The 12129-nt window shown below is 44.1% G+C and carries 11 protein-coding genes and 2 pseudogenes; 11 read left to right on the forward strand and 2 right to left on the reverse strand.

Annotation, left to right across the window (positions count from 1 at the left end; translation table 11 throughout):
- A pseudogene (locus O9323_RS15360) lies at window positions 1-129 on the forward strand (RNA-guided endonuclease TnpB family protein); the annotation flags it as partial.
- Window positions 130-151: 22 nt separating this feature from the next.
- Here the strand turns inward: O9323_RS15360 and O9323_RS15365 are convergent.
- Together O9323_RS15365 and O9323_RS15370 are read right to left on the reverse strand one after the other, a co-directional pair.
- Complete coding sequence (locus O9323_RS15365; protein ID WP_288125384.1) at window positions 152-568, reverse strand: helix-turn-helix domain-containing protein; 417 nt, start codon at window positions 566-568, stop codon at window positions 152-154.
- A 434-nt stretch (window positions 569-1002) separates the two neighbouring features.
- A complete protein-coding gene (locus O9323_RS15370; protein WP_288125385.1) occupies window positions 1003-1866 on the reverse strand; it encodes a WYL domain-containing protein in 864 nt (287 codons plus the stop codon).
- Window positions 1867-1965: 99 nt separating this feature from the next.
- On the opposite strand from O9323_RS15370, the gene cas3 reads away from it, so the two are divergent.
- The 10 genes and pseudogenes from cas3 to O9323_RS15415 form a co-directional block, all read left to right on the forward strand.
- Window positions 1966-4131, forward strand: a complete 2166-nt coding sequence (gene cas3, locus O9323_RS15375; protein ID WP_149106780.1) for a type I-D CRISPR-associated helicase Cas3' — start codon at window positions 1966-1968, stop codon at window positions 4129-4131.
- Between the two features lie 46 nt (window positions 4132-4177).
- Window positions 4178-4420: a hypothetical protein gene (locus O9323_RS15380; protein ID WP_002755935.1), complete on the forward strand. Its 243-nt coding sequence runs from the start codon at window positions 4178-4180 to the stop codon at window positions 4418-4420.
- Between the two features lie 345 nt (window positions 4421-4765).
- On the forward strand, window positions 4766-5113 hold the full coding sequence (locus O9323_RS15385) for a hypothetical protein (RefSeq protein WP_002742891.1): 348 nt from the start codon (window positions 4766-4768) through the stop codon (window positions 5111-5113).
- A gap of 162 nt (window positions 5114-5275) precedes the next feature.
- Entirely contained in the window at window positions 5276-5695 is a 420-nt protein-coding gene (mntA, locus tag O9323_RS15390; RefSeq protein WP_002755934.1) for a type VII toxin-antitoxin system MntA family adenylyltransferase antitoxin, read from the forward strand.
- 41 nt (window positions 5696-5736) lie between these two features.
- Window positions 5737-6135 carry a type VII toxin-antitoxin system HepT family RNase toxin gene (hepT, locus tag O9323_RS15395; protein ID WP_002791882.1) on the forward strand — a complete coding sequence of 133 codons (399 nt, stop codon included), beginning with the start codon at window positions 5737-5739 and terminating at the stop codon, window positions 6133-6135.
- Window positions 6128-6253 (forward strand): annotated as a pseudogene (locus O9323_RS22720) (type VII toxin-antitoxin system MntA family adenylyltransferase antitoxin); the annotation flags it as partial. The gene hepT and the pseudogene O9323_RS22720, both read left to right, overlap by 8 nt.
- 281 nt (window positions 6254-6534) lie before the next feature.
- Window positions 6535-9978, forward strand: coding sequence for a type I-D CRISPR-associated protein Cas10d/Csc3 (gene cas10d / locus O9323_RS15400; protein ID WP_288125386.1), 3444 nt, complete (start codon window positions 6535-6537; stop codon window positions 9976-9978).
- Between the two features lie 17 nt (window positions 9979-9995).
- Window positions 9996-10997, forward strand: coding sequence for a type I-D CRISPR-associated protein Cas7/Csc2 (gene cas7d / locus O9323_RS15405; protein ID WP_149106776.1), 1002 nt, complete (start codon window positions 9996-9998; stop codon window positions 10995-10997).
- A gap of 37 nt (window positions 10998-11034) precedes the next feature.
- Window positions 11035-11709, forward strand: a complete 675-nt coding sequence (cas5d, locus tag O9323_RS15410; RefSeq protein ID WP_052277822.1) for a type I-D CRISPR-associated protein Cas5/Csc1 — start codon at window positions 11035-11037, stop codon at window positions 11707-11709.
- 9 nt (window positions 11710-11718) lie between these two features.
- Window positions 11719-12129: Uma2 family endonuclease (locus O9323_RS15415; protein WP_288125387.1), on the forward strand; the 411-nt coding region annotated here is incomplete at its 3' end.

A 12129-nucleotide genomic window follows, 5' to 3' on the forward strand; every position in this document is an offset into this window, starting at 1 on the left:
AGTAAAAATATTTTGGCCGCAGGGCTTGCGGTGTCAGTCTGTAGAGCGACCATAAGACCAGAACAGAGTAAATCTGTTAAGGCAGGTGCGAAAAATCCTTCGGGAAAGAAGCAGAAACCCAAATCGTGAGGTTTGGGAATCGCCGTCCGTTTTACGGCGGCGAGGATGTCAAGAGGTCGTCAAATCGAATCCGGCGATGAGTTCCCACTTTTCGGTATGGAATCTTGCCCTCCTCAATCAGACTGATCAGGAACGGACGTGATACGTTTAAGATATCTGCTGCTTGTTGTGTCGTTAACTCAGCATATACAGGCATCAAAGTAACTGCATTGCCACGAGCCATTTGCGTCAGAATATCAGTTAAAAGGCGAAATGCAGACATCGGAATAACAACCACTTCTTCCGGTTCATTATCCGCCTGCACACGCAGTCTGAATGCAGGCAAGGGGTTTCCAACAGGGCGTTTGCCTAGAAATCTTGAAAGCTGACGGCTTGACTCACGCGCAAGCTCTTTATCTGCCGCAGTCGGCGCAATTGTCTCTTGAAAATCAGCGATTCCAGTAGCCATTGTCTTGTCCCGCTCATACTGTTGATTGAACTCTTGTCCAGAGTTACTACGGCCTAGTGTACCCCACATACGAAATAAATCCAACAAACGCAACAAACGAAAAATATGTTTTTGTCACAACTTGCTCACCAGTTCGGAATCAAGTGTGATGGCGAAGGCACTGGGTAGCAGTACGCTGATCTTGTCGGTTGGGTTGGTGGCTGTTACCCAACACCCTCAAAACCAAGATTAAATGCAGTAGGATAGACGTTGGATAGATTTTCTAGATGGCGTTGTCAAATTGAAAGATGCTCCGAATCAGCACCGGAAATGAAATTACTTTGATAACAAGGATTGCATTGCATCTTTCCTATTCTGAGCTGACAACGCCCACTTTCTTATATTTTAAACAGCATTTAGTATCGTATCTTGATTCAGCAGGGACGAAAATCTTTTCAGGACTCGTAGCGTCGATAAAGCCGCTGCACCTTGTCATAAAAACGCTTGCGGACTTTTTCTGGGGAGATCAACAAGCAATCTTCCCCGTAGGGGAGAATCTCGCGGAAAAACCAGAAGCTACTCGTTATCTGTCGGGTGATCTGCCGGATGGGGGGATCGTTCGAGATCAATTCGTCGGCGATATCGATAGCGGTTTTAGTCCGGTACGATCGAGCTAATCCATCGAACAGGTGAAACTCGGCCGACACACTATCAAGCTGATTGCGCCACTTGGCCCTAGGGATCGGGGTAATTAAGGAATCGTTGGGGATTCGATCGATCCGTAAACTCCAATTATGGTGTAGTTCGGAAATATCTTGATTTCCCTCGGTTTCCTCGCACCAACAATCGAGATATAAGCGATCCTCGTGACGATTGATAGCGGCATGGTAAAGATGGAATTCCCAGATTCGATCGCCGGCATCCTGATAGGATAACTGAAACGGTTGTTGTCGGAGAATGCAGCGATCGAGTTCTAACCGCCATGGCGGGGGAGGATTATCGAGGCTACGTTCTAGCTCTTTCCGTAAGGGTCCCGACAGTTCGCTCCGTTCTAATAGTAGTTTAGTTAGTTCTAGGGCGATGGGGATTTGTCCAGCATCGATGAGAGAATCGATCGCCTGTTGGAGCATCTGCAAGCGATCGGGCTTCCAGTCGTGATTAGGAGCTATTTTAAGCTTATTACGGGCAATTTCTTTGATTAACTTCGATATATTCGGTTTATCTCCCCAAAATAGCCCGAATTCACTGGCAAGGATTTCTAGGTCCTGTTTTTCTTTTTCACTGACCGATAAAGTGATCGATTGTCCTATCCGGCTCATAGTTTATAAGTGTACGGACACTTTTTCTGTTAAGGTACTTGTCCATCCCTATTATCGTGGGTACTATGGAAGATAGCAAGAAGTTACGGACAGAAATTCGTGGGTAATTATCAAGTAACGCTCAGGCCAGTCTATTCCTGTCCCGCAGACGAGATACCAGACGGGATCAAGGTTCCGCAAGGATGGCGGTTATCGTGGCATCAGGTGGAGACGTGGAAAGCACTCAACGATCCCGATATCGATGTGATTTTCAATACGGCCATGACGGGGGACGGGAAAAGTCTAGCGGCCTACCTGCGAACTTTGCAAGGATATTTCCCGATTATGGGACTCTACCCAACCAACGAACTAGCGCGGGATCAGCGGGGTCAGATCGAGGCATATATTCAACGATTTCAACCAACGGATCAACCCCGGGTCAATCTTTTAACCGGGCCCGAGTTGGAATTGTACGCCGAACGGGATGGGAAAACGAAAGCGATCGCTCTAGAGACTCGATCGAAACAGTCGGAAATTCTCTTAACTAACCCCGATATTTTCCATTATCTGCATCGGGGGGCCTATTTAACCCCCTACGATAACCCCGATCAGCTATGGAACCGGATCGATAAACATTTCGCTCTCTTCCTATTCGATGAATTTCACGTTTTCGGCACGCCACAGGTCGCCAGTATTATCAATACCATGCTTCTAATCCGACGGGCCAATCGTGGGAAACGATACCTGTTTTTGTCCGCAACTCCCGACGAGGGTTTACTAAAACGATTGGATAAAGCGGGGTTTCGCTATCGATCGATCGACCCGGTAAGAGAAGGAAAATACCGGTTTCCCGATACCCCAGAAGAGGCCAATTCCCTCGCTCAACAGGGATGGCGACAAGTAACCTCGGAAATCGAGCTATCTTTTATTCCTTTACCGTCGAGTTTTCAAACTTCGGAAAATTGGTTGAAGGAAAATAAAGAGCGAATTTTAGACTATTTTAAGCGATACCCCGGCAGCAAGGGCGCGATTATTCTCAATTCGATCGCTTCGGTTAAACGTCTGCTGCCGATTTTCCGAGAATTATTGGCGACTATCGGTTTAACAGTGGGGGAAAATACGGGTCTTTCGGGAACGCGGGAGAAGTTGGCATCGTTAAATCGTGATCTGGTGATCGGAACGAGTACCATCGATGTGGGGGTGGACTTCAAGATTAATTTCCTCATTTTCGAGTCGTCGGATGCGGGAAATTTTATTCAACGTTTCGGCCGTTTAGGCCGTCACAGCGGCTACGATCGAAAGGGAACGGCGGTAAAATTTGCTAACTTCACAGCGATCGCTCTGGTTCCGAAATTTTTCCTAGAACGGTTATTCGAGAAGAAAGACGCACCGTTACAAGTCGGGGAACGGTATGACCGAATTCAGCTACAGGAGGCCATCAAGAGTAACTACCGTCATATCAATAATTTCGAGGGTTATTACCAACGTTGGGGAGCGGTACAATCATTTCAACTCTGGTGGAATTTAGGGAGTCCGAAGATCAAATCCCAATACGGGGAAAGTCGCCAGAAGTTTCAACAGGAATGCGAGGAGGTTTTCGATACCAGTTTAAAACGGGTCGCCGGTCGGGTGAAAGGATGGGCCGACGAATGGAAGGAGTTATCGGGGAAAAACGGTAATCCGATTTTCGAGGATGCGTCTAGTTTTCGCGGGTCGAGTCCGTTACTATGCGGGTTATACGATTCGACGGAACCAGAGGAGGGCGATCGCTTTAAAACCTACGATTTACCCAGTATTCTCGGTAATCTAGAGGTGGAGGTGTGGAGAAAAGGCGAGTTTAAGCGCCAGATCGAGGCCACGAAAACACCGATCGCACGCAGACGTTTCGATTATTGTCTCGCGTTTCTGAATTTACGGGGATATCGAGAGGAACGGTTAAACTGGCGCTTTACCTACGACGGCGATTTAGGCGAGATCGCCTCCGCGTGGAAAGTGCGGGTTTTGACGGGAATCGGTGTTTGGCAACCGGATAATCCTTGGCTCGATCGAATTAGTCGGGAGTTACGGGATCTGGCTCTGGTTAGCTTCGTTTTTGCCTATCCCGTCGCTGCAGTTCGCCAACGCTTACAATTACCGATGCACTTCGGTATCTATCCGATTAGTGACGAGAGTAGTCTTCATTCTCCCCTGTCACCCTATTCTATAGCGATCGGTCAATCGGCTTTGTTGTTGGATACTCTCGCTCATCGGTTCAAAGGTAAAGGGGGTGAGGTGTGGATCTGTTGATGCCGTTTGAGGTCACTAAACAACACTTATCAGAAGATCGATAACCATGAATAATCCTAACGCTCGTTCCCACAAGGAACCGATAGACTCGCTCATAATATATAAAAAACGAACGGATATTAGTAATCTCGACCCGGAAGAACGAGATTATCTTGAATCTTACGAACGCGGGGAATGGATTTCCGATTTGACCCCCGAACGAGTTAAGGAATTGCAGGCCTACGCACGAGTGACATTGGAGGAACGAGAAAAAGAAAGGGAAAGTAAAAAAGAGATTATCGATCCCTAATAGGGATTTTGCCCTTTATTTGAAAAAAAACGGAAAAAAGGGTTCATTGAAAAGGTTGCATACGGCTTTTTCAATCCCTAAAAGGGGTTTTTCTAAATTTTCCAGTTTTTTATTCTGCCCTAACTACCCATATCATGTTATATCATAGATATGTGGTCAACTCCCAAGTTATGGATTATTTCTCCCCGATCCTCGCTCCCCTATGCCTTGTAAACAGAATTTAGTATTATGGAGGAGAGAAGAGAATGTTTTAGTTAGCCGAATGCATCCGTTTTTACCTTTATCATGATTCCTATTTTATCATTGAGCTAGAATAAACCAATAAACCAAACCACTTAAAAATCTATGAACCTGCCTAAATCCCAAGAGCTTACTCTCATCTTTCTCGATCACCCTTTCGAGTACACCCTGAATCATCCGCTCATGGAGGCATTAAATAATGAAAGCAAGCAAACAATTGTACTGGTAATTGGTCAGCAGCAAGAAAAACAAGCCCTTGCTATAGAAATAATCAAAAATTGTTGCGGGACTGACAAAACATCAGAGGAGCTTATCGATATTAAAAATAGACTTGAGGAACTTGAAAACAAATTCGAGGGAATTGAACCTATAGCTCACGAATATCGATATAACAAGGCTCACAACCAGTTTTTAGAAGAACAACTCTCTTTTTACACACCTTCTGAAGATTAGCCATCAAACAAGAGATGAGGGAGTCAAAGTGTACGGACACTTTTTCTGGGATTTAGTTGCTCTTTGCTTCCTCCGCGTTTGATAATAGACATAGACAGACGCTAGGGACATCGATCGATATATCCATCGGATTCTTGCCATTTTTTTTGATAGGGGCTAAATATGAATAGGCTAGTAGAAAAAATTACGGCTATTGTCGAAAAACTACCGAATTTAAAACTATTAATTCTCTTCGGTTCTAGAGCGCGTGGAGAGCATAAACCTGATAGCGATTGGGATTTCGCTGTTTTATACGAGGAAAGAAGCGCTCAAAAGGATATTTCGAGTCTATTGAAAATTTATACACTACTCGAACAAGCTTTAGAGATTCCCGATGACAAAATTGATGTGATTGATTTAAAAGAATGTTCGCCGATCCTCGCTCATTATGTCGCACGGGATGGTCAACTTCTATACGAACGGGAAACGGGAATATTCGAGGGATTTAAAGAAAAATTTCTCATGAATCCTGAAGAATCGAAAGCGTTATACCGTCAATTACGGAATAATCTAGAGATTTCTCTACGAGAAAAAGGAGTGTAAATGCTATTCAACCTCTGATCACGATAGACGAATTAAACCTCATGAATCAATACCTCGCCGAACTTAGCGAGTACGGTTCGATCACCTTAGAGGATTATCGTACATTAAGAGAACGTCAATTAGCCATAGAAAGGTTAATTCAGCTTATCGTTCAAACTGGCATCGATATCAATTACCAGATTTTAAAATGTTTAGATATCGAGTCTCCGAATAATGCTCGCGACGCATTATTTCAAATCGTAGAACTGGGAATTTTAGAAGAACACCTAGCCGTTCAACTGGCCGAGTCTATTAAATTAAGAAACTTACTCGTACACTTATACAAGAAAATTGATCCCGATATCGTTCATTCCTCGATCGCTAATATTTTACGAGATTATCCCCGCTACCAACGCTCGATCGTTCAATATCTAGATTCTTTGGAGGCAGAAAATGGTTAGAAATACGAAAGAATTGAAAATTATCAATACAGTCAATAGAATAACCACGAATGTGGAAAAAATACCGAATTTAAAACTATTAATTCTCTTCGGTTCTAGAGCGCGCAGAGAGCATAGACAATACGAGGCGATTTTATCTCAAACAAATTACCGACTATTTAGGGTTTGCGGCAAAAAGTACGGGCGAAGCATTCGGATAGAAAATCTCCGGTTTCACCGATAAGTTATTGCCCGAATGCTTCGCCCCTACAGGACGCGGGCCGATGAAGACGCAAGGTTTAGAAGCACGATTCTCTCAAAATATTGCACCTGTTTCGCGAGAACAGCCACAAAACCCCTATCTTGCCTATATTTCACATTTATTCAGCAAGCCCTATTTAGACTCTCTAGAGGTGAAAGATGCCTAAAAAACAAAAAAAATTAGAGGAAACGGGACAGTTAAATCTATTCGATAACACTACAGAAATTGACGATGAAGATCTCGATTCTGACTTCGAGGATATTGATTTAGAATCTCTTTCTGGCGAAGATTTAGGAATTAGCGAATCGGTAAGCGATCGCCGAGTCGAAACCGTTCGCCAACTGCTAACCCTAAAACTCCTACGGGAGGCGATTCGAGCCGAAAACCCCGACGATCGAGTTATGGCAGATTTTGCCGAAATGGTATTACCCAATTTACTCCGATTAGCGATCGGTGTCACGGCAAAAGGAGGAAATTTCTTCGAGGAAATCGATCGCCGTCGGGAATTAGAGGGAAAAAGCAAAGTTCGACGGGATAACGCGGGCGATCAATCTCTCAATACTCATTTACTTAATGGATTATTTCCCGCCAATCTCATCGAAAAACGACTAGAAAAACTCAATACTACCGTTCGACGGGTAGTAAAGGAATGCGAGCGCAGGTTGGCGATCGCGGGGTTTATTCTCCACGATTTCGAGAAATTCCGCTACTCGCTTTTTCCCGGGATGCCGGCGAAATATATCGAGATTAACGAGGACTTCGATCGAGATATCCGCAAACTATCACGAGAGGAACATCGAGAGATTTTTCAAGTATTGGTTCCCGAATTAGGATTAGATCGCTTTTTATTTTCCGATCAACCAGAAAAATGGACTGAATATCTTGATGATTTGATATATATCGCTAAAAATGCCCAGCGTCGGAATGATACCGATCGAAATACCTCGGAAGATGGGTTAAATACTCGCTTAAACAATAGCGCTCTCGAAAGTTTAACCGATCTTGCCTGTCTAGCCGATCGCTTGGCTTCCATTATTAAACACCCCCACGATGCGGAAAAAGCCTCGTTACAAGACCTTTTATACAGCCTCAGCGATGGGGAACTAAAATTCACTTACCACAGCATCGCCGAAAACCGAGGGGTACTGACGAACGTACTTAATAACGCGGTGATGGAAGCGCATCAAGAACTAGACTATCAGCCTTTACTTTACCTGCCTACGGGAGTTGTCTATATCGCCCCCAAAAACGCGCCAGAAGTGTCCCTAGAAACCTTACCGAATCGAGTGGTGGACACCATTAAATCCCTCTGTAGCGGCGAATTACAGCGTAAACAAACGGGATTCGGCCGAGATGGCAAGGGGATGAAATACGCAGATTACTACAGCCAATTTTTCGACGATGCTGGGTTAATGCGCGCTGCCCTCAACGCCACCCTTCGCATCCTCGGTGATAATAAAGCGTCCGTGGCCGGAAGTCGCGGCGAAAACCTGATTAAATTTCAACAACAGGGCGTTTTACCGACGGATTACGATTTTCATTGTGAAGATGATATCCGCATCGATCGCCTAGCGGAATTCGGGGACGTGGTGACGCGGAAAATCTGGGGCGATCGCCTGGAAAAAATCGAACAGGCGCGAAAATTGCAGAAAAACTTACCCGCACCGCCGGATTTAGATTTAATTAGCGAGATCGCGCATTATTGGAATCTAGAAAATTATCTGCCACAAATCCGAGCGATCAAGCGTATTAATGAATCGTTAAAAGAACTCAAACTGAAAGGCAATACGGGAGGGGTTCCCTACGAATGGTATTATCTAGCGGCGCAATACCTGAAACAGCATCCCGGAATCGAGGATATTAGACCGGTTGCAGAAGATTTAATCGCTTTTCTCGCCGCAAAAATCGCCGCCATAGTTGCGGGATATAACTTACCCGATGGTTGGGAGGATTTGCGAGAGTGGGTTAATCAAGTGGTGCAGTTACCCGGTCGGGAATTGGCCCACTCGATCGAAACCTTCCAGAAAGAATTAAACCACTACAACGCCGCTAAAAAACAAGGTCGCGGCCGTCAACTTCTCTGTTCGATCTCCCATTCTCCCTATAGTGTCAGCGAACAGATGGAATCGGCGGTTCTTTTTACTCCCCAAGTCTATACCAATAAACAAATGCTGGCAGGCTCGAACGCCAAACGAAACATTTCCAGTATCGCGGGAACGGAAATGATGTTGCGTCAGATTCTTATGAATCAAACCCAAGCGGTAGGAAAACGTTTCGAGGACGGCAAATATCGCTATCTGTACTTTTACCCGACCTATTATTTTACTCCCGAAACCAATAGTTTTTTACAAAAAGCCTACGCTAACATCGCTCAAACTCGTTTTGATAGCTCGGTAAAGTTGCACTTTGTTGATAAGAATCTGGTCGCTAACTTCGATCGAACCCGTTATCAGAGTGTTGATAGTTTCCTGATCGATGAAAAATTAAGGCAGAAAAAGGAAAGAATTAACGAGGAGGAAGATGGCAAAAAAGACCGCACTTTTAAACTATCCTATCCCGAAGATAAACCCCTAACCTTTTATTTTATGGCCCTACCTCCGGGCCGCAATCCCACCGATACGGAATCCTGGGTTATGCCGGCATGGTTAGGATTAGCTTTCCCGATGATTCTAGATGTCAAAACGGTGGTTTCTGAGTCTCCTATTCCTCCCTATCGCGACGGTGCGGAATTTGAAGAGACGGTATTTCTCGACAGTGCGCCCCAAGCGATCCGGTCCTTAACCCGATGCGATCGATTCCGTCTCGATCGCGTCTTGAACCCATGGCAAGATAATGACGGAAAAAAATATTCCGCCCCCTTAAATACCCTAACCGCAGCCTATTCTATTCATTTGGACGTGAACTCGAAGCAGGGTAAGACGGGTTATGACCCCAATTGGGGCAAATTAACGGAACTCGCTATCAATTTAGAAACCAGTCCTCTCTATGTTTTTCATTACCTTAAACAGTGGAAACGGGGCAAAGATGCCGATATACCGAGCGCTAATCGAATCGCTCTGTATCTCTACGATTTTTATCCTTGTTTCGATCCCTATGTACAAGCCAACCGAACCAATTTAACTATCGATATGACAGCAGAATCGCCCTTAAATCACCCGAAAAAATTAACCGAATTGTATCGTCAATTCTATCGAGCTAATAAACGATATAACCCGAAAGCGAACGCAGTTTTAAAACCGATCGATGTGGCCGCCGATACGATTCTCAAAGGAGGAATGTATCAGGGAGAAGCCCTAGTTTCTGTAGTAGCGGCGGAAGTGGCCAGCTTAATGAATCGGGTTCATGCTTCTACAGCAGAAGGTCGCTGGATTTTATCCGATCGAGAACAGGAAAGACAGAAAATATTGTCTTTTGCTCGTTATTTTGTGATCGATGTGTTCGAGGGTTCTTTTAAGGGCGATCGAGCGCGTCTAGCTGGCAGACAATTAAACCTCATTCGCGATACCTGCGAATTTCTTTACCGTCTCGAACAGGACAGAGAAAATCAAGAGTTAAAAGTCCAGGGTCAAACTGTGGATGAAGATTCTGAAAACAATAATTAATTCAAGGAGTACCTACCATGTCTTTACTGAAAACCCTCGATTCTAAATTCTTTCATGGCGAGATTCCCTACAAACCGATGGGAAAATACGTTCACTTTTTGACGATTCGAGTCACAGAATCTTATCCTTTATTTCAAACAGATGGAGAGCTAAATAAAGCTCGTGTTCGTGCGGGAATTGATAGCAAAAAAACGATTAGTCGTTTATCGATGTTTAAACGAAAACAGTCAACTCCAGAACGTTTAGTCGGACGAGAATTACTCCGTAAATACAACATTGTAACCGCCGAAGAATGTGAGTACAATGTAAAATTTGCCATGAATAACGCCGACTGTATTATTTATGGTTTTGCCATCGGTGATTCTGGTTCAGAAAAATCGAAAGTAGTAGTAGATACGGCTTTTTCGATCACACCCTTTGATGAATCCCATGAAAGTTTTACTTTAAACGCTCCCTACGAGAACGGTACCATGGCATCAAAGGGAGAAAATAACACAAAAGTAGGAGAAGTGACTAGCAGGATTAGCCAGCAGGATCACATCCGTCCGCAGGTGTTTTTCCCTAGTATTGTCACTTTAAAAGATCCGACAGAAGCGAGTTTTCTCTATGTTTTTAATAATATCCTGCGTACCCGTCACTACGGCGCGCAAACCACCCGGACGGGACGGGTAAGAAATGAGCTTATCGGTGTTATTTTTGCCGATGGGGAAATTGTTAGTAATTTGCGCTGGACACAGGCAATATATGATCGCCTTCCCGATGAAGTATTACACTCGATCGATCCCTTAGATGAGGATTTAGTTATGGAAAAAGCCACCGAAGCAATACAAGCATTAATGGCGGAAGAATTTATCGTTCATACCGATTTTATCGGGGAAAATTTTCAACCTTTATTAACTGAGGTGAAAACTCTCACGGGTACGGAAGCAGGAATTTTATCGATTCTAAATCAAGCAAATGAGGATTCAGAAAAATACTTTAAACAATATATCGAGAAAAAGAAAGCCGAGAAAAAATAGCTAATTTCGTCGGGTGGGTGTCGCCCACCCTATCATTATGGTACATATTTATTCCTGTCAATTAGAACTGCACGATAGTCTTTATTACGCAACCCGTGAAATCGGCAGACTCTACGAAAGCGAACCCGTAATCCATAATTACGCGCTCTGTTATGCTTTGGGATTGGTAAATAGCGATAGTTATCGTTACTTCTGTTCCGAACAGATTCCACAGTACCAAGAACATTTAAATCCTCTTAACGAAGAGAAAATTTATGTCACTCCCGCACGGGCGATCGCTCATACGGCGGTTCTCAATACTTGGAAATATGCCAATAATAACTATCATGTGGAGATGGAAAAAACCCAAAAAAATATTCCTAGTTTTGGCAGGGCTAAAGAAATCGCTCCCGAAAGTGTTTTTGAATGTTTTATCATTTCCCATCACCCCCTACAACTTCCTAAATGGATTCGTTTGGGAAAATGGATGAGTAAAGCGGAAGTAAAACTGACAGAACTTTCCCTATCAAAACAAAAAGAGGATTTATTTATTTATCCCTATCCTTTAAATCCTCTCGATGTTATGTTTACCCATCAGGTGATTGGCTACGATGTGATTAATATGCCTCCCGTTAGTTTAATCCGTAATGTGAGAATGCGCGGGGAATATTACCAAATAAGCGATCGTCCCGATCTGAAAATTCCCGCTCGATTGTCCTATCGCTTCGGTTGAAAATTGACCATGACTCTTATATCTTCTAAATCCCTCACTTTACCAGAATTTCTCTCGCTAACCGCTCCCGATGGCGATATTACCTATGAATTAGTCGATGGAGAAGCGATCCCAAAAATGTCACCGAAATTCTTTCATTCTCGTTTAACTCTGGCTTTATCTTCTATACTCGATCGCTGGAATCAAGGACGGGGAGAAGTGGGAATCGAATGGGCAATTATTCTAAGCAAAAACGATCGAGATTGGTGTCCGGTTCCTGATCTCCTCTACATTTCCCTAGAAAGGTTAGGAGATATTCCCCTCACCGATGAAGCTTGTCCCGTTCCCCCGGAATTAGTCATCGAAATTATCTCTCCGGAACAATCTTTCAGCAGCCTGAGCGAAAAAGCCGTGGACTACCTAAAAGCGGGAGTCAGTCGC

Origin of the sequence: Microcystis sp. LE19-131.1A, assembly GCF_027532015.1 — a bacterium.
GTDB lineage: Bacteria > Cyanobacteriota > Cyanobacteriia > Cyanobacteriales > Microcystaceae > Microcystis > Microcystis ichthyoblabe_A.

Coding starts and splice junctions, on each gene's coding strand:
- O9323_RS15380 (WP_002755935.1), top strand. CDS start 4,178: ATGAATAATCCTAACGCTCGTTCCCACAAGGAACCGATAGACTCGCTC.
- cas5d (WP_052277822.1), top strand. CDS start 11,035: ATGGTACATATTTATTCCTGTCAATTAGAACTGCACGATAGTCTTTAT.
- cas10d (WP_288125386.1), top strand. CDS start 6,535: ATGCCTAAAAAACAAAAAAAATTAGAGGAAACGGGACAGTTAAATCTA.
- mntA (WP_002755934.1), top strand. CDS start 5,276: ATGAATAGGCTAGTAGAAAAAATTACGGCTATTGTCGAAAAACTACCG.
- cas7d (WP_149106776.1), top strand. CDS start 9,996: ATGTCTTTACTGAAAACCCTCGATTCTAAATTCTTTCATGGCGAGATT.
- O9323_RS15370 (WP_288125385.1), bottom strand. CDS start 1,866: ATGAGCCGGATAGGACAATCGATCACTTTATCGGTCAGTGAAAAAGAA.
- O9323_RS15385 (WP_002742891.1), top strand. CDS start 4,766: ATGAACCTGCCTAAATCCCAAGAGCTTACTCTCATCTTTCTCGATCAC.
- hepT (WP_002791882.1), top strand. CDS start 5,737: ATGAATCAATACCTCGCCGAACTTAGCGAGTACGGTTCGATCACCTTA.
- O9323_RS15365 (WP_288125384.1), bottom strand. CDS start 568: ATGGCTACTGGAATCGCTGATTTTCAAGAGACAATTGCGCCGACTGCG.